At 71.6% G+C, this 20651-nt stretch carries 16 protein-coding genes; 9 read left to right on the plus strand and 7 right to left on the minus strand.

Annotated features, from left to right (window positions below):
* Positions 1–46: 46 nt before the first annotated feature.
* On the minus strand, positions 47–949 hold the full coding sequence (locus IF29_RS0102620) for an Lrp/AsnC family transcriptional regulator (protein ID WP_198037247.1): 903 nt from the start codon (positions 947–949) through the stop codon (positions 47–49).
* Positions 950–1117: 168 nt separating this feature from the next.
* Positions 1118–3337: an NADP-dependent isocitrate dehydrogenase gene (locus IF29_RS0102625; RefSeq protein WP_030248873.1), complete on the minus strand. Its 2220-nt coding sequence runs from the start codon at positions 3335–3337 to the stop codon at positions 1118–1120.
* 219 nt (positions 3338–3556) lie between these two features.
* Between IF29_RS0102625 and IF29_RS0102630 the strand changes: the two genes are divergently transcribed.
* The 6 genes from IF29_RS0102630 to IF29_RS0102655 all read left to right on the plus strand — a co-directional run bounded on the left by IF29_RS0102630 (position 3557) and on the right by IF29_RS0102655 (position 12397).
* A complete protein-coding gene (locus tag IF29_RS0102630; protein WP_030248877.1) occupies positions 3557–4615 on the plus strand; it encodes a LacI family DNA-binding transcriptional regulator in 1059 nt (352 codons plus the stop codon).
* A 155-nt stretch (positions 4616–4770) separates the two neighbouring features.
* Positions 4771–6165, plus strand: a complete 1395-nt coding sequence (locus tag IF29_RS0102635; protein WP_030248880.1) for an extracellular solute-binding protein — start codon at positions 4771–4773, stop codon at positions 6163–6165.
* Between the two features lie 86 nt (positions 6166–6251).
* Positions 6252–7190 (plus strand): carbohydrate ABC transporter permease, encoded by a 939-nt coding sequence (locus IF29_RS0102640; RefSeq protein WP_084713402.1) that lies wholly within the window; start codon positions 6252–6254, stop codon positions 7188–7190.
* Positions 7187–8113, plus strand: a complete 927-nt coding sequence (locus IF29_RS0102645; RefSeq protein WP_030248884.1) for a carbohydrate ABC transporter permease — start codon at positions 7187–7189, stop codon at positions 8111–8113. Before IF29_RS0102640 ends, IF29_RS0102645 begins: the two co-directional genes overlap by 4 nt.
* Before the next feature lie 52 nt (positions 8114–8165).
* Complete coding sequence (locus IF29_RS0102650; RefSeq protein ID WP_037594102.1) at positions 8166–10307, plus strand: beta-galactosidase; 2142 nt, start codon at positions 8166–8168, stop codon at positions 10305–10307.
* A 77-nt stretch (positions 10308–10384) separates the two neighbouring features.
* A complete protein-coding gene (locus IF29_RS0102655; protein ID WP_051724799.1) occupies positions 10385–12397 on the plus strand; it encodes an RICIN domain-containing protein in 2013 nt (670 codons plus the stop codon).
* Between the two features lie 55 nt (positions 12398–12452).
* On the opposite strand, the gene IF29_RS0102660 is transcribed toward IF29_RS0102655, so the two are convergent.
* Positions 12453–12935, minus strand: a complete 483-nt coding sequence (locus IF29_RS0102660) for a hypothetical protein (protein ID WP_030248891.1) — start codon at positions 12933–12935, stop codon at positions 12453–12455.
* 66 nt (positions 12936–13001) lie between these two features.
* Here IF29_RS0102660 and IF29_RS0102665 point away from each other — a divergent pair, with 66 nt between their 5' ends.
* Together IF29_RS0102665 and IF29_RS0102670 are read left to right on the plus strand one after the other, a co-directional pair.
* Positions 13002–13394, plus strand: a complete 393-nt coding sequence (locus IF29_RS0102665) for a VOC family protein (protein ID WP_030248894.1) — start codon at positions 13002–13004, stop codon at positions 13392–13394.
* Positions 13395–13515: 121 nt separating this feature from the next.
* Positions 13516–13743, plus strand: a complete 228-nt coding sequence (locus tag IF29_RS0102670) for a hypothetical protein (RefSeq protein WP_030248897.1) — start codon at positions 13516–13518, stop codon at positions 13741–13743.
* 37 nt (positions 13744–13780) lie between these two features.
* On the opposite strand, the gene IF29_RS0102675 is transcribed toward IF29_RS0102670, so the two are convergent.
* Together IF29_RS0102675 and IF29_RS0102680 are read right to left on the minus strand one after the other, a co-directional pair.
* Positions 13781–14167, minus strand: a complete 387-nt coding sequence (locus IF29_RS0102675; RefSeq protein WP_030248900.1) for a hypothetical protein — start codon at positions 14165–14167, stop codon at positions 13781–13783.
* Positions 14164–15507: an MFS transporter gene (locus IF29_RS0102680; RefSeq protein WP_051724800.1), complete on the minus strand. Its 1344-nt coding sequence runs from the start codon at positions 15505–15507 to the stop codon at positions 14164–14166. The genes IF29_RS0102675 and IF29_RS0102680 overlap by 4 nt, the downstream gene beginning before the upstream one ends.
* Before the next feature lie 32 nt (positions 15508–15539).
* Between IF29_RS0102680 and IF29_RS0102685 the strand changes: the two genes are divergently transcribed.
* Positions 15540–16589, plus strand: a complete 1050-nt coding sequence (locus tag IF29_RS0102685) for a LacI family DNA-binding transcriptional regulator (protein WP_030248905.1) — start codon at positions 15540–15542, stop codon at positions 16587–16589.
* Between the two features lie 65 nt (positions 16590–16654).
* On the opposite strand, the gene IF29_RS0102690 is transcribed toward IF29_RS0102685, so the two are convergent.
* Positions 16655–19192 carry a CBM35 domain-containing protein gene (locus IF29_RS0102690; RefSeq protein WP_030248909.1) on the minus strand — a complete coding sequence of 846 codons (2538 nt, stop codon included), beginning with the start codon at positions 19190–19192 and terminating at the stop codon, positions 16655–16657.
* 363 nt (positions 19193–19555) lie between these two features.
* A complete protein-coding gene (locus IF29_RS0102695; protein WP_051724801.1) occupies positions 19556–20611 on the minus strand; it encodes a LacI family DNA-binding transcriptional regulator in 1056 nt (351 codons plus the stop codon).
* Positions 20612–20651 lie beyond the last annotated feature (40 nt).

Raw genomic sequence — 20651 nt, forward strand, 5'->3', positions numbered from 1 at the left:
CATTCGGCAATTCATTCGCCCCATGGCTGGGTGACAAACAAAGCGCTTACGAGGTGGGTAGATCGTAGGTGTAGCTCTCCTTGACAATGTCCAGGTGCACCCAGGACTCGCTGCGGACGACGCCCTCCAGTGCGCGCAGCGCTTCGAGGCCGGCCAGCAGCTCGGTGCGGTTCGGCGCGTCGACGCCGCACACCACGTCGAAGCGGCCGTGGCCGAGGGCGACGTAGTTGACACCGGGAAGGCCCGCTGCGGCGCGGGCGACCTCGCGCACCCCCGAGTGCACGCCCAACCCCGCCCCCGCGGCCTCGCGGACCCCCAGCGCCTCGCTGGTGACCAGCCCGGTCACGTACACCGCCCGCGCCTCCAGCAGGCGCAGCACCCGGGCCCGGGTGGCCGGCTGGGACAGGCCGACCCGCTGCGCCAGCAGGGTGAAGCTGGCCCGGCCGTCCTCCTGGAGCAGGGCGAGCAGTTGCCGGTCCACGGCGTCGAGGTCGGCGGCGGTGAGAGCCGAGGGTCCGACGGTCGGCAGTTCGGGCGAGTACGCGTCCTTGACCAGCTCGGTGCAGCTGAACACCTCGATGCCGCGCACGCCCGGGGCCCGGCGCAGCGCCGCGAACTCCCGCTCCAGGGCCTCGGGACCCGCGGCGCGCACATCGGCGACCACGCCGCGCGGCCCGGCCGTGCACGAGACGAACCGGACCGCCCGGCGTGCCGCGGCGACCCTGGCGACGGGGGCGGCGGCGCCCGCGATGTCCAGCGACACATGCGCCAGTGAGGCGACGCCCGCCACCTCGGGCGAGACGATGCCCACGATCCGGACCCGGCCGCCCTCCAGCAGCCGCTGCACCCGGGCCCGTACCGCCTCCCTGGACACCCCGGTCCGCTCCGACAGGGCCTGGAAGCTCGCCCTGCCGTCGCGCTGGAGCTCGCGCACCAGTCCGGCGTCCACACCATCAAGCACAGCGACCCCAACCATCCGGTGGACAGCCCGACAACCCGTGACCAGTCAGGATCCTAGCCAAGGGGCTGCGGTGGGCCGTCGAACGGCGGAGGTCCCCGGGTCGTCGACGACCCGGGGACCTCCTGGTGCAACCTGGTGCAGCTACCTCACGCGGTGTCAGCCGAGGGTGGCCAGCGCCTCGTTGAGGGTGGCCGAGGGGCGCATCACGGTGGAGGCCTTGGCCGGGTCGGGCTGGTAGTAGCCGCCGATCTCGACCGGGGAGCCCTGGACCGCGATCAGCTCGGCGACGATGGCCTGCTCCTGCTCGGTCAGCGTCTTGGCGAGCGCCGCGAAGGCCTCGGCCAGCTCGGCGTCGGCGGTCTGCGCGGCCAGCTCCTGGGCCCAGTACAGGGCCAGGTAGAAGTGGCTGCCGCGGTTGTCGATGCCGCCCAGGCGGCGGCTGGGCGACTTGTCCTGCTCCAGGAAGGTGCCGGTGGCCCGGTCCAGGGTGTCGGCGAGGACCTGGGCCCGCGCGTTGTCCGTGCTCTGGGCCAGGTGCTCGAAGCTGGCCGCGAGCGCGAAGAACTCGCCCAGGCTGTCCCAGCGCAGGTAGTTCTCCTTGAGCAGCTGCTGGACGTGCTTGGGGGCGGAGCCGCCGGCGCCGGTCTCGAACAGGCCGCCGCCGTTGATCAGCGGGACCACCGAGAGCATCTTGGCGCTGGTGCCCAGCTCCAGGATGGGGAACAGATCGGTCAGGTAGTCGCGCAGCACGTTGCCGGTCACCGAGATGGTGTCCTCGCCGCGGCGGATCCGCTCCAGCGAGAACGCGGTGGCCTGCTCCGGGGTGAGGATCTCGATCTGCAGCCCGGTGGTGTCGTGCTCCGGGAGGTAGGCCTTGACCTTGGCGATCAGGTTGGCGTCGTGGGCGCGGCCCTCGTCCAGCCAGAACACCGCGGGGGAGCCGGTGGCGCGGGCGCGGGTGACGGCCAGCTTGACCCAGTCGCGGATCGGCACGTCCTTGGTCTGGCACATCCGGAAGATGTCGCCGGTGCCGACCGGCTGCTCCAGCACGGTGTTCCCGGCGGTGTCGACCACCTTGACGGTGCCGTCGGCGGGGATCTCGAAGGTCTTGTCGTGGCTGCCGTACTCCTCGGCCGCCTGTGCCATCAGGCCGACGTTGGGCACCGAGCCCATGGTCGACGGGTCGTAGGCGCCGTGGGCCCGGCAGTCGTCGATGACGACCTGGTAGACGCCGGCGTAGCTGCTGTCGGGGATGACGGCGAGGGTGTCGGCCTCCTTGCCGTCCGGGCCCCACATGTGGCCGGAGGTGCGGATCATCGCGGGCATGGAGGCGTCCACGATGACGTCGCTGGGGACGTGCAGGTTGGTGATGCCCTTGTCGGAGTCGACCATCGCCAGGGCCGGGCCCTCGGCGAGTTCGGCGTCGAAGGAGGCCTTGATCGCCGCGCCCTCGGGCAGCGCGTCCAGGCCCTTGAGGATGCCGCCGAGGCCGTCGTTGGGGCTCAGGCCGGCCGCCGCGAGGACCGCGCCGTACTGGGCGAAGGTCTTCGGGAAGAAGGCGCGGACCACGTGGCCGAAGATGATCGGGTCGGAGACCTTCATCATGGTGGCCTTGAGGTGCACCGAGAACAGCACGCCCTCGGCCTTGGCCCGGGCGACCTGGGCGGTGAAGAAGGAGCGCAGCGCGTCCACGTGCATCACCGAGGCGTCGACGACCTCGCCGGCCAGCACCGGGACCGACTCGCGCAGCACCTTGACCGAGCCGTCGGCGCCGACCAGCTCGATGCGCAGGCTGTCGTCGGCGGCGATCACCGCGGACTTCTCGGTGGAGCGGAAGTCCTCGGCGTCCATGTGCGCGACATTGGTCTTCGACTCGGGGGTCCAGGCGCCCATGCGGTGCGGGTGGGCCTTGGCGTAGTTCTTCACCGAGGCGGGGGCGCGGCGGTCGGAGTTGCCCTCGCGCAGCACCGGGTTGACGGCGCTGCCCTTGACCTTGTCGTAGCGGGCGCGGACGTCGCGGTCCTCGTCGGTCTGCGGGTCGTCCGGGTAGTTCGGCAGGGCGTAGCCCTGGCCCTGCAGCTCGGCGATGGCCGCCTTGAGCTGCGGGACCGAGGCCGAGATGTTCGGCAGCTTGATGATGTTGGCGCCGGGGGTCTTGGCGAGCAGGCCCAGCTCGGCGAGGGCGTCGGAGATCCGCTGCCCCTCCTCCAGACGCTCGGGGAAGCTGGCGATGATGCGCCCGGCCAGGGAGATGTCGCGCGTCTCCACCTTGACGCCCGCCGTCGAGGCGTACGCCTGGACCACCGGCAGGAACGAGTACGTCGCCAGGGCCGGGGCCTCGTCAGTGTGCGTATAGATGATGGTCGAGTCAGTCACCGCTACTCCGATTCACGTCTCCAACGTTTCTCGACATCAAGATATCTCGTTCGCGGGCCTGTGCGACACCACCACCCCCGACCGGAGCCCCGCGGCGGGGCGGCAGATGACGGACATGTTGCGCGAAGTATTGACGCGCCCTCTCTGACTGCGTAGACATGTCTGCGCAGTCACATCGCGACGCACTACGATCGAGCAGCCGCCCAACGAGGAGACGCCATGACCCAGTCGGTGCCACGGAGCGAGCGGGCGTCCACGCCCCGGAGCGTGGACGTGGCCCGGCTCGCGGGCGTCTCGCAGAAGACGGTGTCCCGGGTCTTCAACGACGAGCCGTACGTCTCCGCCGACGTCCGACGGCGCGTCATGGCGGCCGCCGACGAGCTCGGCTACCGGCTGAACAGCGCGGCCCGGGCGCTGGCCTCCGGGCGGACCCGCTCGGTCGGCGTGGTGACCCTGGGGACGGCGCTGTACGGGCCGGCCTCGCTGCTCATGGGCATCGAGCGGGCGGTCCGGGACGCCGGCTACGCGCTGCGGGTGGTCAACACCCTGGAAGGGGACCCCGCCGGGGTCACCGGCGCGGTGGAGTCCCTGCTGGACCAGGGCGTGGACGGCATCGTCATCTCCGAGCCGATCGACGAGGGCGCGGTCGCGGTCCAGGTCGACGTACCGGTGATCGTCCTCGGTGCCTCGCCGTCCTTCGTCGCCCCGCGGGCGGTGACCGCGGGGGTCGGCGCCGACCTGCTGGCGCGGGTGGCCACCGAGCACCTGCTGGACCTGGGGCACGAGACCGTGCACCATCTCGCCGGACCGCAGCGCTGGTTCGCCGCCAGGGACCGTCTGGACGGCTGGCGGGCGGCGCTGGCGGCTCGCGGCAGGCGCGAGCCGGCCGTCGTCGAGGGCGACTGGTCCGCCGCCTCCGGTTATGCGGCGGGTCGTCAACTCGCCGCCGACCCCGGGGTGACCGCGGTGTTCGCCGCCAACGACGACATGGCGATCGGCTTGATCCGGGCCCTGGCGGAGGCCGGCCGGGGGGTGCCCGAGGAGGTCAGCGTGGTCGGTTTCGACGACATCCCGGTCGCCGCCTTCGTCACTCCGCCGCTCACGACGGTGCGTCAGCCCTTCGACGCGGTGGCGCAGGAGGGTCTCCGGCTCCTGGTCCACGCCATCGAGAAACCCGAGCAGGACCTCCCGCCGGCGAACGACCCACCGGTCGAACTCGTCGTCCGCGCCTCCACGGCGCAGCCGCGCAGCCGGACGATCCCGGGGCGCGACCGGTAACAGGCGGCGGGCCCTCCGCCCGCCCTCCCTTCTCCACCTCCGCAGCTGTCACCACCGCCCCACCTCACACCACCCCACCCCGGCCGTCGGTGTTCCCTCCCGACCGCCCTCATTTGACGTTCCCTCAACCCTTCATGCAGACAACGGAGTTCGCCATGCCCAGAATCACCCCCGGCTCCAACCAGCTGAACCGGAGAAACTTCCTGGCCATCGCCGGTGCGGCGTCCATAGGCGCGGCGCTGGCCGCCTGCGGCAGCAGCGGCAGCGGTAGCGGCAAGACCGGATCGGCCGCCGCGGCCCAGCCGGTGAGCCAGGCCGACATCGACAAGGCCATGTCGACGCCCACCACGATCACCTTCTGGAGCTGGGTCCCCGACATCAGCCAGGAGGTCGCGCTGTTCCAGAAGAAGTACCCGGCCATCAAGGTCAACGTGGTCAACGCCGGTCAGGGCGCGGCGCAGTACACCAAGCTGCGCACCGCGCTGCAGGCCGGCACCGGCGCCCCGGACGCGGTCCAGATCGAGTACCAGTACATCCCGACCTTCACGATCACGGACAGCCTGCTGGACCTGCGGCCCTACGGCGCCTCCGCGCTGCGCAGCAAGTTCGTCGACTGGACCTGGGGCCAGGTCAGCGGCGGCAACGGCGAGGTCTGGGCGATCCCGCAGGACACCGGCCCGATGGGGATGCTCTACCGGCAGGACATCTTCGACAAGCACGGCATCGCGGTGCCCAAGACCTGGGACGAGTTCGCGGCCGCCGCACGCAAGCTGCACGCGGCCGACCCGAGCGTCTACCTGACCAACATGTCGGCGAACGAGCCCGCCGCCTGGCACGGGCTGATGTGGCAGGCGGGCGCCAAGCCGTACGCGACCTCGGGCAAGAGCACCGTCACCGTCAACCTGGACGACGCGGTCTCGCAGAAGGTGGGGGCGTACTGGGGTGGTCTGGCCAAGGAGGGCGTGGTCAGCTCCGACCCGGACTTCACCGACGCCTGGTACGCCGGGTTCAACTCGGGCCGGTACGCCACCTGGCTCACCGCGGCCTGGGGCCCGGTCTTCCTCTCCGGTTCGGCCGCGTCCACCACCGGCAAGTGGCGGGCGGCCCCGCTGCCGCAGTGGGACGCCTCCGCGCCCAGCTCGGGCAACTGGGGCGGCTCGACGACCGCGGTCACCAAGTCGACCAAGAACCCGATCGCGGCGGCGATGTTCGCGCAGTTCCTCAACAGCGACCCGGACAGCGCCAAGCTCTTCGCGACCAAGCAGTCCTTCTTCCCGGCCACCAAGGCGCTGCTGGCCGACCCCGGTTTCGCCGGCCAGGCGTCCGCCTTCTACGGCGGGCAGCAGGTCAACCAGGTCTTCGCCGACATCGGCCCCACCGTGGCCACCGCCTTCCAGTGGCCGCCGTTCCTGGACCAGGTGGTCACCGACTGGACCGAGACGGTCGGGAAGTCGCTCGCGGACAGGACCGACACCGTCGCCGCGCTCGCGCAGTGGCAGTCGCGGGTCACCAGCTACGCCAAGGGCCAGGGCTTCACCGTCCAGTCCTGACGGCCGGGGGCCGTGCCCGGCCCGTCCCGCAGGCAGGGCACGGCCCCGCTCCCCGGACCGCTCCGAAATCCCAGAAAGGCCCGCTCATGTCTGCCATAACCGCGGCCTCCCGCGAGGCCCCGCGCCGCCCGGTGGAGCGGCGCCGCCGACTCGGCGGCGTGCGCCCCGGTGCGGCCGGCCCGCTGTTCGTCGCCCCGTTCATGGTGCTCTTCCTGCTGCTGTTCCTCGCCCCGCTCGGGTACGCCGCCTATCTGAGCCTGTTCCAGCACAAGCTGATCGGCGGGACGACCTTCGTCGGCCTGCAGAACTACGTCACCGCGCTGAAGGACCCGCTGTTCCTCCACGGGGTCGCCCGGGTCGCGCTGTTCTTCCTGATCCAGGTCCCGGTGATGCTGGTGCTGGCGCTGCTGTTCGCGCTCGCGCTGGACAGCGGGCTGATGCGGTTCGCGCGGGTGGTGCGGCTGGGCATCTTCGTGCCCTACGCGGTGCCGAGCGTGGTCGCCACCCTGATGTGGGGGTACCTGTACGGGCCGTCCTTCGGGCCGTTCGCCCAGCTGGGCCGGCACTTCCACGTCCCGGTGCCCAACTTCCTCAGTGACAGCTGGATGCTCGCCAGCCTCGCCAACGTCGTGACCTGGGAGTTCGTCGGGTACAACATGATCATCCTGTATGCCGCGCTGCGGACCATCCCCGGCGAGCTCTACGAGGCGGCGGCGGTGGACGGGGCCGGTGCCTGGCGGATCGCCTGGTCGGTCAAACTGCCGGCGCTGCGGCCCGCGTTGATGCTCACCCTGCTGTTCTCGGTGATCGGCAGCTTCCAACTCTTCAACGAGCCCAAGCTGTTGCAGACGATCGCCCCCAACGTCATCGACAGCGCCTACACCGCCAACCTCTACGGCTACTCGCTGGCCTTCACCAGCCAGCAGGTCAACTACGCCGCCACGGTGTCCTTCCTGCTGGGCCTGGTGATCGTGATCGTCTCCTACACCGTCCTCATCACCGCGAACCGCAGGAGGGCCTCGTGACCACCACGACCGCCCCGGACCGGGCACCCGCCCGCACCGTGCCCGGCGTCCGCAGCCGGCGCAGGACGCAGGCGCACCGGCGCAGCACCCCGCTGACGATCGCCATGCTGGCGGCCCTGGCCTACTTCCTGCTGCCGCTGTTCTGGCTGGTGATCGCCTCGACCAAGAGCACCCAGGACCTGTTCAACAGCTTCGGACTGTGGTTCTCGCACGCCCCGCAGCTGTGGACCAACGTGCGGCAGACGCTGACCTACGACAACGGCGTCTTCGGGCGCTGGCTGCTCAACACGGTGGTCTACGCCGGGGTCAGCGCGCTGGGGGCGGCCATGCTGGCCGCCGCGGCCGGCTACGGCTTCGCCAAGTTCCGCTTCCGCGGCCACGGCGCCTCGTTCAACCTGGTGCTCGGCGCCATCATGGTGCCCACCACCGCGCTGGCCATCCCCACCTATCTGCTGTTCGCCAAGGTGGGCCTGGTCAACACCCCCTGGGCGGTGATCCTGCCGTCGCTGATCAACCCCTTCGGCCTCTACCTGATGCGCATCTACGCCGAGGACGCCGTCCCGGACAGCGTGATCGAGGCGGCCCGGATCGACGGGGCCGGCGAAGCCAGGATCTTCTTCACGCTGGCCCTGCGGCTGCTGGCCCCGGGCCTGGTCACGGTGGTGCTGTTCACCCTGGTCTCGACCTGGAACAACTACTTCCTGCCGCTGATCATGCTCAACGACCCGAGCCTCTACCCGGTCACCGTCGGGCTGTCCTCCTGGGCCGCCCAGGCCCAGAACGGCGGGGCCGGCGCCAGCAGCAACATGCTCGCACTGGTGACCACCGGGTCGCTGCTCTCGATCATCCCGCTGGTGGTTGCCTTCCTGCTGCTGCAGCGCTACTGGCAGAGCGGTCTGGCCAGCGGCGCCGTCAAGCAGTGACGGCCCATCAGTTCAGGTTTCCCACAGCACACTTCTACCGGAGGTTGCCTTCATGGCGGTCCTGCCCGCCCGCGTCCTCTTCGGCGCCGCTTACTACCACGAGTACCAGCCGGCCGACCGGCTCAAGTCCGACCTGGACCTGATGGCCGAGGCGAGGTTCAGCGTCATCCGGGTCGGCGAGTCGGTCTGGTCGACCTGGGAGCCCGAGAACGGGCGGTTCGACCTGGACTGGCTGCAGCCGGTGCTGGACGGCGCCCACCAGCGCGGGATATCCGTCATCCTCGGCACGCCCACCTACGCGGTGCCCCCGTGGCTGGCCCGGCAGTACCCGGAGATCACCGGCGAGCGGGCCACCGGGCAGCGGATCGGCTGGGGGGCGCGCCAGGAGGTCGACTTCACCCATCCGGCGTTCCGGTTCCACGCCGAGCGGGTGATCCGCAGGATCATGGAGCGCTACGCACTGCACCCGGCCGTCATCGGGTTCCAGGTGGACAACGAGCCGGGTCTGGAACTCCTGCACAACCACGGGGTGTTCCAGCGCTTCACCGACCACCTGCGGAACAGCTACGGCGACGTGGAGACGCTCAACCGTGAGTGGGGCCTGGTCTACTGGTCGCACCGGCTCTCCACCTGGGCCGACCTGTGGACGCCGGACGGCAATTTCCAGCCCCAGTACGACGTCGCCTGGCGTGCGTTCCAGGCCCGGCAGACCACCGAATTCATCGCCTGGCAGGCCGGCATCGTCCGCGAGTACTCCCGCCCGGAGCAGTTCGTCACCACCTGCATCTCCTACACCCGGCGGGCGGTGGAGGACGACGAGCTGACCGACAGCCTGGACGTGGCCACCGGCAATCCGTACTACGACATGCAGGACGGACTGCTGCTGCCCGACCCGACGCCCGAGGACCACGAGCAGGTCTGGAAGACCACCGGGACCTGGGCGCTGTACCAGACGGCCGACTGGATGTTCTCCTCGCGCCAGGCGCCGTTCCTGGTCACCGAGACCAACGCGGCGAGCATCGGCTTCCCGTGGGACAACCGTCCGGCCTACGACGGGCAGTGGCGGCAGGCCGCCTGGGCGCTGGTCTCGCGCGGGGCGCAGATGATCGAGTACTGGCACTGGCAGTCGTTGCACTTCGGCGCCGAGACCTACTGGGGCGGCATCCTTCCGCACAGCGGCCGTCCCGGTCGTACCTACGCCGAACTCGCCCGGCTGGGAGCCGAGTTCGAGGCCACCGAGGCACTGGTCGCCGGGATCGAGCCGGACGCCGACATCACCCTGGTGTACTCGACGCCGAGCAAGTGGCTGATGCAGAAGTACCCGCCGCTGGCGACCGCGGACGGCGAACCCGACCCGGCCTCCTACCACCGCATCGTCGACCCGTTCTACCGGGGCGCCTTCGAGTCCGGCCGCCAGGTGCGGATCGTCCACGCCCGCCAACTGCACGACCCCAGCGGCGAACGGGCCGGCCTGAGCCCGGAGGAGGCGGTGCGACGCCACCCCGTCCTGGTCGTGCCCGGCCTCTACCTCGCCGCCGACAGCACCCTCGACTGGTTCGACGCCTACGCCCGGGCCGGCGGCCATCTGGTGCTCGGCCCGCGCACCGGCTACGCCGACCAGGGGGCCAGGGCGCGCAAGGAGCCCGCCCCCGGGAGGCTGGCGAAGGCCGCGGGCGTGCACTACGAGGAGTTCAGCAACCTCCCGAACCCGCTCGACCTGCACCCGGTGCCCGGGAGCCCGCTGGCACTGCCGGACGGGGCCACGGCCACCCGCTGGGCCGACGGCCTGACCGTGGACGACGCGGAGGTGCTGGCCGGCTACCGGCACCCGCACTTCGGCCGCTGGCCGGCGGTGACCACCCGGCGCCACGACCGGGGCCGGGTGACCGTGGTGGGCACCGTCCCCGGACGCGACCTGGCCCGGGCCCTGTCGGTCTGGCTCGCCCCCGTCGCGGTCAGTGGCTGGCAGGAGCTGCCGGCCTCGGTCACCGCCGGCACCGGTACCTCGGCGGACGGACGCCGGGTGCACATCCTGCACAACTGGAGCTGGGAGCCTGCCCGCGCGGTGGCTCCCGTGGAGCTGACCGACGCCCTGGACGGCAGCTCCGTCCCCGCCGGAACGGTGCTGGACCTCGGCGCCTGGGACGTGCGGGTGTTCGCCGCCACCGGCGGTGAAGGGCCCGCCCCGGTCTGAGCCGGGCCCACCCCACGGCCGGCCGGGGCGACCACCCTGCAACCGCCCCGGCCGGCCCTGCCTGGAAGGAAGGGAACATGGCAAGAGCCGCAAGATCCCTGTGGGCGGTCGCGCTGGCGTTCTGCGCCGCGGTCGCCCTGGCCCTCGGCGGCGCCCCCGCGGCGCAGGCCCGGACCAGCGCCGTGCAGACCGTCTTCACCCCCACCTCCGCCGCCGGGTACGTGAACCCCGGTGCGATGTACGCCCGTTCGATCACCCTGCACCACGCCGGCGACGCCAACGGGACCATCCTCACCACCTTCGAGGTGTACACCAACGGCACGCCGTACTTCCCGGTCTACCGGAGCACCGACGGCGGCACCAGTTGGAGCTACCTGTCCCAGGTCACCGACACCGTCAACGGGTACGGGATGCGCTGGAACCCGCAGATCTACGAACTTCCCGCGGCCCTGGGCAGCCTGCCGGCCGGCACCCTGCTGGAGGCCGGGCTGTCGGTGCCCGCCGACCGCAGCTCGACCGAGATCCTGCTCTACGACAGCACCGACCAGGGCGCCAGCTGGCATTTCCTCAGCTCGGTGGCCAAGGGCGGCGCGGCCTGGACCGCGGACCCCAACACCCCGGTGTGGGAGCCGTTCCTGCTGATGAACAACGGCCGGCTGGACGTCTACTACTCGGACCAGCGGGAGAACTCGGTCAACTCGCAGAAGCTGGTGCACCAGACCAGCACCGACGGCACCAGCTGGGGCTCGGTCGTCGACGACGTGGTCTACTCGGCCCAGTCCGCGCGTCCGGGGATGGCCACGGTGGCGGCGATCGGCGGCGGTAAGTGGATCATGACGTACGAGTACTGCAACGCCCCGTCCGGCGGCTGCCCGGTCTACTACAAGATCGCCAGTGATCCGGAGAGCTTCGGGTCGGCCACCGGCCAGCAGATCGTGCTGAACGACGGCAGCAAGCCCTGCTGCCAGCCCTACGTCGTCTGGACCCCCAGCGGCGGTGCCAACGGGACCATCGTGGTCAGCGACGGCGGGCAGACCGCGCTCGCGGTCAACACGGCGGGCGGCGCCACGGGCTCCTGGAAGTCCGAGGGCTCCAACGCGCCCGGCGGCTACAGCCGTTCGCTGATGCTGATGCCGGACGGCAACACCGTGATGACGCTGACCGGCGGCTACCACGACAGCACCTACCTCAACCAGGTGCAGTTCGCCCTGGACAACATCGCCCCCGGGATCTCCGCCGGAGCGACCTACACCCTGACCAACAGCTACTCCGGCCTCAACCTCGGCGCCACCGCGACCGCGGACGGCAGCCCCGCCGTCCAACTGACCGCGGCGTCCACCAGCACGCAGCAGCAGTGGGTGCTGACCCGCCAGGCCGACGGCTACTTCACCCTCACCGATGTGGCGGCGGGCAAGCTGCTGGCGGTGACCGGCGGGTCCACGGCCGACGGTGCGACCACGGAACTGCGCACGGCCTCGTCCGGGTCCGCGGCCCAGGAGTGGTCGGTGGTCCAGCAGCCGGACGGCAGCTTCACCCTCGCCAACCGCCGGAGCGGCCTGCTGCTGGACGACTACCAGTGGTCCAAGAGCTCCGGCTCGACCGTGGACCAGTGGGAGGACACCGGCGGCGCCAACCAGCGCTGGACGCTGACCCAGACCGCCCTGCCCGCCCTCACCACCGGCCAGTACTCGATCCAGAACAACTTCGGCGAGTACCTGGAGATCCCCGGCGGCTCCACGGCCTCGGGCACCCAGGCCGACCAGTGGTGGTACGCCGACCAGTCCTGGCACCTGTGGCGCTTCGCCGCGGTGAGCGGCGGCTACCAGATCGTCAACGTCAACTCCGGGCTGGTCCTCACCGACACCTACCCGGCCTCCACCGACGCCATCACCCAGACCGCCGCCGTCAGCGGCAACAGCAACCAGGTCTGGACCCTGGTCCCGCACGGCAACCAGTACCTGGTGAAGAACGCCGGCACCGGCCGCTACGTCACCATCGCCCAGGGTTCGTCCGGCGACCTGGCCAAGTCCGTCTCCTGGACCGAGTCCGACACCTCCGACCAGCTCTGGACGGTGCGCCGACTGAACTGAGCCCAGGAGGCCTCCCACCGGGGCGGCGCCACACGGGCGCCGCCCCGGTGCGTGGCTAGCGCCGGCGTTTGCGGTTGGGGCGGTGCGGGCGGAGGAGGGTGTCGAGTTCGCCCACCGCCGCGCGGATGTGGGCCGGGCCGCGTCGGCGGCGGTCGCCCGCGCACCACCAGGCGAGCCGTCCGTCCGCCTCGCGCGGGTGCATGCCGAGGTCGTGCACGGGGCAGAGCGGCCACGCCTGCCAGAGCCGTTCGGTGACGGTCTCCTGCGCGGCGTCGGCGACGTTAGCCAGCGCGGCGGCCGGGTGCTCCGCCGATTCCGGCCAGAGCGCGTTGCCGTGCCACTCGCCGTTGTCCAGGGCGACGTGGACGAGCTCCGGGCCGTCCGCGCCGAACGGCGGCAGGGCGAGCAGCCGGAGCGGGCCCTGTTCCGGCAGGGTCGCCGCCAGATCGCGGTTGAGCAGGGCCAGCGCCCCGTCCCAGGCGGGGTGTTCCCCGGGCAGGACCAGGCGGGGCTCGGGCAGGTCAAACGGAGCAGGCATACCGCCATCCTGCCCGGTTGATACGTTGGCGAGGCCAGATGCCTGCGTAGTCGTGTGAGGACGTCGATGGAACTCGCCCAGGTCCGCCTGCTGGTTGCGGACTTCCCCAGCTGTTACCGCTTCTACCGCGATGTGCTGGGGCTGAAGCCGCAGTTCGAGGCGGAGCAGGGCCCCTATGCCAAGCTCACCCCCGAGGGCGGCGTCGCCGGTGTGGCGCTGCAGGACCGCGCGCAGATGGCCCAGGTCCTGGGTGAGCTCGCCGCCGAGCCGACCGGCTACCGGTCCCTGGTCGTGCTGCGGGTCGACGACCTCGACGGCTACTGCCGGGAGATCACCGAGCGAGGAGCGGCGCTGCTGCACGGCCCCGCCCCGATGACGGACCGTATGCGCGTCGCCCACCTGATGGACCCGGCGGGGAACCTGGTCGAGCTCCAGGAGTGGCTCCTGCTCCGCGGCTGAGGCCGCAGCGCCCAGCTGCCGGTGGTTCTCATCGTGCTCCGAGACAAGCCAAAGACGATCTCCAGAACGGCAGTTGAGACTCGTAACTGTCGATCAGGGGACAGCGGGCGAGGAGGGGCAGATGACGGGCAGTGAGAACAGCGGCGGCGGCCTGCGGGGCTGGTTCAGCAGGGGGCCGTGGCTGGTCGCCGGGGTGGCGGCCGCGGTGGTGCTTGGGCCGGCGGCGGCCACCGCCTCGGCACTGGAGAAGGCCAATGCCGCCCCGGTGCACCGGCTGGTGCTCCAGGCTGCGGCCGCCAATCCGGCCGTGACCAGGGAGGACGGTTACCGGCTGGAGCGGACCCGTTAGGCCGTCCGGTCCTGGCCCACCGGTCGCAGGGCCGCGGTCACCGGCGACCGCCGGCCCGGCGGTCGTCCGCGAGCGAGGTCAACGGCCCGTACTCGTGGGCGAGTTGCTGCCAGGTGAGGGTGTCGCCGCAGCGGGGCGCATCGTGCGCGGGGTCGAAGCTCGGCATGGTCCAGGCGCCGGTGGCGGGGGTGCGCAGCCACAGGTCGCCGTCTCCGTCGACCACGGTCTGCGGGGTCGGGTCGGGCTCGGTCTGGTCGGTGGGGGCCCAGGTGACCCGGCCGGGGTGCGAGGCGCGGCGCAGCTCGGTGGCGGCGAGCTGCGCGGCGGCGTCGCGGGACTCGCTGTCGACCGCCGCCACCGAGGCGAGCCGGTAGGCATCGGCGAGGTTGGGAAGGGCGGGGGCCTGCTTGCGATTGGAGCTCATGAAGGTTCCCTCCCGGTTGAGGTGCCATGTCCGTTTTGGCACCTCGGAGAGGCGAGCTTATCCGAGGTCAGCCACGGCTCGGGCGCCACGGCGGACGGAAGAGCGGTCGGCAGGACGGTCGGCCGGCGGCGGTACCGCCCCCGGCCCCGGTACGTCGAGGCGTCGAATCCGGTCAGCCGTAGCAGCAGCTGGGTCAGCAGGAGGAGGGCTGCGGCCAGGGCCGCGACCGCACCGAGGGCCGCACGCAGCCCGTCGGCGTCGGCCCACAGTCCGACGTAGACGGGTCCGAGCAGGTATCCGAGGTAGGCGACGCCGGTGACCGTGGACATCGCCCGGCCCCGGCGGGACTCCTCGACGTTGCGCGAGACGATCCCGATCAGCGTCGGGAAGAGCACGGCGGTGCCCGCGCCGGCCACCACCAGGCCCAGCGCGGCGACGAGCAGCGTCGGTGCGGCGGCCACGACGACGGTGCCGGTCGTGGCGGCGAGTGCTCCGGCAAGGAGGACGGTACGGGCATGGGCGGCCTTCAGCCCGCCGATGGAGAAGCGTGTGGCCGCGACCGTTCCCGCGAAGACGGCGGGCGCGACGGCGGCGAGTCCGGGGCCCGCGTGCAGTTCCTCGCGGGCGAAGACCGCGCTCCAGCTCTGGTGGGCGTTCTCGGTCGCGAAGGCGAGCGCGCCCAGTGCCCCCACGAGCAGGAGCGGGAGGAGCCGTGGACCGACGGGAGGTGTGGCGTCCGTGGCCGTGCGGCCGGCGCCTCCCGGACGCCAGGGACCGGAGGGCAGCGTCCTGAGCATCGTCGCCCCGGCCACGAGCGACAGTGCGGCCACCGAGACGAAGGGCACCGCGAGCGGCAGTGATGCGGCGGACGCCAGGCCGGTGCCGAGGCCGGCGAGGACGACCAGGGTGGAGAAGACCCCGTGGGCCCGGGTGATGACGGGTCGGCAGGAGAGCGCCTCAGCGCGTCCGGCGACCGCGTTCATGGCCACGTCCGCCGCACCGCTGCAGGCGCCGACGAGGGACAGCCCGATGCACAGGCCCAGCAGGTTCCGTGCCGTCAGCGCCATGGCGACGCCTGCCGTGCCCAGGGCCATGACGAGCAGGGCCGCGGTCCTCAGCCCCCATCGGTCCAGGGCCCTGCCGACCAGCAGCATCGCCGGAAGGGCGCCGGCGGCCACGAAGAGCAGTGCGACCCCGAGCCGGCCGTCGGTGACGTGGGCCTGCTGCTGGACCCGTGGCACGGAGGCGCCCCAGACACCCCAGAACGCGCCGAAGGCGGCGAAGGCGGTGAGGGCGGAGACGATCAGGTTGCGCGGCGCGGTGCTCGGCGTCCCGGACATGCGTGTAACGATACACACGTAGACTCGGCAGCATGAGACCGCCCGCAGCCCCGAAACGAGTGACCCTGGCTCAGGTGGCCGAGCTGGCAGGTGTGTCGGTGATGACCGCCTCCTACACCTACAACCGGCCCGGCCGGGTCTCGGAGCAGGCCCGCGCCAAGGTCCTCGCCGCCGCCGACCGCCTGGGCTACGCCGGGCCCGACCCCAGCGCCCGCTCGCTGCGGCGCGGCAGCACCCGCACGCTCGGGGTGGTGCTGGGCGAGCACCTGAACTACGCCTTCGAGGACCCCCAGGCGGCGTCCTTCCTGGCGGGCATCGCCGAGGTCTGCGCCGGGCGCGGCTACGGGATGACGATCCTGCCGGTCACCGGCGCCGCGGACGACGCCGAACGGATCAGGACCGCGGCCGTCGACGGATTCATCGTGTGGACCACCTCCGACGACGATCCGGTGCTGGAGGCGGTCCGGGCGATGAAGCGCCCCGCCGTGGTGCACGGCGGCCCGGCGGTCCGGGGGCTGGCCCTGGTGGGCATCGACAACCGGGCGGCGGCACGGGCCGCGGGCGCGGTCGCGTTCGCGGGCGCGGAACGCCCGGCAGTGCTGAGTTTTCCGCTGTCCCGGGAGCGGATCAGCAGCGTCGCCGGCGGCACGGACCCCGCCGGGGTCCTGTTCCCGGTGACCCGGGAGCGGCTGGAGGGCTACCGGCAGGCCGCCGGGGACGCCGGGATCGCCTGGGCGGACGTGCTGGTCGCGGTGTGCGCGCGCAACGACGCCGCCGAGGCCGAACAGGTCACGGCGACGCTGCTGGCGGCCCCCGAGCCGCCGGACGCCGTCGCCGCGATGAGCGACCAGCTGGCGGCCGGGGTGGTACGGGCGGCGGGTGCCGCCGGGCTGCTGCTGCCCGACGACCTCGCGGTCACCGGCTGGGACGACGGCGCCGTGGCCGCCGAACTCGGGCTCACCACCGTCGCCCAGTCGCTGCGCGACCAGGGGACGGCCTGCGCGTACCTGGCGCTCGGGGAGAAGCCGGTGTCCACGGCCGCGCCCTGGTCCGTGGTGCGCAGGGGCAGCACGCGTCACTGACGGAGGGTCCGGGGCGCAGCGCCCCGGACCCTCCGCTGTGTTTCTGACGCTTGATCAGCGAGTGGTCACTGTGCGGCGATCCGGATGGAGTCGATGTTGGGGACGTAGGCGGAGGCGTTGGAGAAGGTGATGGTGTTGCTGCCGGCGGCCAGGGTCACCGGGATGTCCACCGTGTTGAACTGGTCCCAGCTGAAGGTGTTGGCGAAGACCTCCGTGGTCGCCGTGCCGCCGTTGACGGAGATCGAGGCGGTGCGGGACTCGATGTTGGAGTTGTAGTTTCCCGATCCCGAGGTGTCGTCGTTGGAGTACTGGATGGCGAGCATGTAGGTGCCGGCGTGGGCCGCGGTGACGCCGTTGAAGGTGAGCGTGTTGGCGGAGCCGTTGCCGATGTAGCCGACGTAACTGCCTCCGGAGGCCCAGGTGTTGGCGGTGACCACGGCCGTGCCGCCGAGGGTGTTGGCGGAGCTCTCGGCCTGGTAGGTGGTGACGCCGCTGGTGCTGCCGGTGGCGGCGACGGTGACGTTCTCCACCGAGGCGGCGCCGCTGGCGGTCACCGTCACCGGGTTCATCCCGGCCTGCAGGTAGAGGCTGACCGTCGCGGTGGACATGGCCCCCGAGGTGGAGGCCAGGGTGCCGCCGGTGACGGTGTTGCCGTTGGCGGTCAGCGTGAGCGAACCGCTGGTCGCGTAGCGGACGGTGGTGGTGTAGAAGCCGTCGCTGGGTGCGTAGACGTCGGCGGTCGAGGAGGCTCCGGAGGCGAGCACGGCCCGGCCCTCACCGGTGCCGTCGGAGGCGGTGTAGTTGTAGCTGACGGTGCCGCTGGTGCGGCCGAGCGCCGCCTCGTAGACCGTCGCGGCGGAGGAGACCGCGGTCAGGTCGATCTTGTCCAGGGTCACCTCGCCGATGGCGGTGCCCAGGGTCGCGTTGTACTTGGCCAGGGTGATGGTGTGGGTGCCCGCCGAGAGCGTGAGGGTGACGTCCTTGCGGCTGCGCCAGAGCCAGTTGAGCGTGGCGGGGTAGTTCACCAGCTGCGAGGCGGTCCCGTCCACGCTCAGCGCCTGCTGGGCGTAGGTGCCGCCCTGGTTGCCGTAGTAGATGCCGAGGTCGTAGGAGCCGGTCGTCGGTGCGGTCACGGTGAAGGTGACCGCACTGGTGGAGGTGTTGAGCGAGCCCACGTCCTGGGTGCCCGAGGTGGCGTAGCCGTTGGCGTTGCTCACCGTGCCCTGGGTGTAGACGGTGCCGCCGGTGATGGCGGCGGCCTCGGCCTCGTAGGAGGCGCTGTAGGGGGCGTTGGCCGCGGTGGGGGTGGTGACGTTGGAGGGGGTGAGCACGATCCGGTAGGCCGACATGGCCTTCATGCCGGTCAGCGGCACGGTGATGGTGCCGGAGGAGGTCGAGTACACCGCCCGGGAGATCACCTGCGGTGCCGCGCCGGCGCCCGCGTAGCCGGACCAGTCGGTCTCCTCGACGGTCGCGGCGACATTGGAGCCGAAGACGCTGGAGGAGACCCCGTTCACCACCACGTTGGCCGCTCCGGAGGAGCCGCCCAGGATGACCTGGGCCTGGTCCTTGGTGGTGTCGTAGGAGGCCACGCCCTGGAGGGTGTCGGTGGTGTTCGGGGACGGCGGGGTCACCGAGACCGTGTTGCCGGTCATCCGCGCGTACCAGTCGTAGAGCCAGTAGGCCCCCGTCGGCGTGTTCTGGCCGGTCGTCAGGTCGTCGAAGTTGCCGGCGATGTCCCAGTAGGCCATGTCACCGTAGACCTTGGCGTTCTCGAACGCCGAGATCCACTGCACCAGCTGGCCCGGCACCGACAGGTCGCGGCGGTCGCCGTACTCGGTGATGTCGATGGGCAGCGCGCTGACCCCGGCGGCGGTCTCCTCGGCACGGTAGGTGCTGTAGTGGGAGGCGAAGTTGGCGGTGGAGCTGGAGGACAGCTCGTGCCAGCTCATCATGTCCGGCAGGGTGCCGGCGCTCTTGGCGTGCGCCAGGAAGTCGGGCAGGAAGCGGCTGTCGAAGTTGGCCTCGTTGGGGCCGACGATCTTCGCGGTCGGGTCGTCCTTCTTTATCTCGGCGTAGATCGCGTCCCACCAGGTGAAGAAGGTGTCCCGGTTGGTGTCGTAGGTGGCGGTGGAGCTGACGCCCAGACCGAACCAGATCCCGTCCGGCTCGTTCACCGGGACGTACTCGAAGGAGGAGTGCTGCGGGCTGGCCACCACCGTGGCGGCGATGGTGTCGACCACCGAGAGGTACGAGGACAGCGTGGTGGTCGCGTAGGGCCAGTCCGGGTAGTAGTCCTGCATGTAGATCAGGATCTTGCCGCTGCTGGAGTCCTTGACGAAGGTGCCGGCCACCTTGGCGGCGTCGCCGTTGGGGTGCTGGGTGCCGCCCGGTGCCTTCTGCGCGATGGTGGTCACGGCCAGCGGCGTGAGCAGGTTGTCGCTGGGCACGCCGGCGTCGGAGAGCCCGTACAGCGCGCCGTTGGCGCCGTGCAGGACCGAGCCGGTGCTGCTGCCCAGGTTCACGGTCAGGGTGGAGGTCGCCGCCGAGGCGGACTGGACGGATACGGCACTTGCCCCCGTGGCGGCCGCGAGCAGAAGCATCGCGGACGCCAAGCGCGTGGCTGCGCTTGCGAATCTCATGGTGGGATCGCTCCAACTGGGTGAGGTGGATCCAGGGTGGGGTGGGGCCCGAGGGCGCCGTCGGCGGCCGATGACCGTGACCGATAACAGATTGACGGCAGGTCGGACCGGCACGGTCAGCCGGGATGCGGCTGACCGTGAGTGCGTGGGTGGGTGGTTGGTGCCGGGACTCGGCTGCGGCGTCTGCCTGGCTTGTCGCGCAGTTCCCCGCGCCCCTGGGTGCTGCAACTGAACCGCTGCAGGGAAGTTGCAGCACCCAGGGGCGCGGGGAACTGCGCGACAAGCCACCTGCGATCGGCAGCTGAAGTTCAGTCAGATACGGCTTCAGCGGGGGGCCGGGCCGCTGCTTTCGCGGACGACCAGTTCCGGTTCGGCCCACAGCCCGGGGGCCGGCGCCGAGTCCGGTTCGAGCAGGGCGTGCAGCAGGCCGAAGGCGGACCGGCCCAGGCCCTCGAAGTCGAGCCGGACCGTGGTCAGCGAGGGGGTGAGGTAGGCGGACTGGGGCGCGTCGTCGAAGCCGATGACGCTGAGGTCCCCGGGGACGTCCCGGCCGGCCTCGCGGGCGGCCCTGAGCACGCCGAGGGCGACGTCGTCGTTGCCGCAGAGGATGGCGGTGACGCTCGGATCGTCCAGCAGGGTGCTGGCGGCGAGGTAGCCGGAGCGCGGGGTCCAGCCGGCGTCCAGCAGGGTGGGCACCGGCCGTCCGGCCGAGCGCAGCGCGTCCTGCCAGCCGTGGGTGCGCTGGGTCAGCCGGCTGGTGGAGGACGGGATGGACAGGTGGTGCACGGTGCGGTGGCCCAGGCTGAGCAGGTAGCGGGTGGCGTGGGCGGCCGCGCCCCGGTCGTCGATCCACACCTGCGGCCGTCCGGACTGCTGCTGGCCGCTGTCCGGCCGCTCCATCAGCCCCACCACCGGGTGGTCCGCGGGCAGCGCGTCCAGCACCCGGGCGCCGACCGTCTCGAACGCGATGACGACGGCCGGGGCCCCGGGGCGGCCCAGCCGCTCCACGACGTCCTGGGTGCCGGTGGCCGCGTCCGGTTCCAGCACGCTGATGCCGACGGTGAACCCCGCCGCCCTGGCCTCCTCCTCGATGCCCCGCAGCGCGGCGGCGCAGCCGTAGAGCGCGGTGTCGACGGTGAGCACGGTGACGGACCGGACCAGGCCGCCGGCCAGGGCCTGGGCGCTGCGGTTGGGGGTGAAGCCGAGTTCCTCGATGGTCCGCAGCACCAGGGCCCGGGTGGAGTCCTTGACGTGCGGCTTGCCGTTGATGACCCGGGAGACGGTCTGGTGCGAGACCCCGGCGACCCGGGCCACCTCCCAGATGCTGGTGGCCTGGGCGCCTGCCGCTGGTCCCGGTGCGGCGGAGGTGTCCGTGCTCATGCTGTTACCGCTCCCAGTCATATCGGTCATTCTCGGAAGC

The organism is Streptacidiphilus jeojiense (assembly GCF_000719095.1).
GTDB lineage: Bacteria > Actinomycetota > Actinomycetes > Streptomycetales > Streptomycetaceae > Streptacidiphilus > Streptacidiphilus jeojiensis.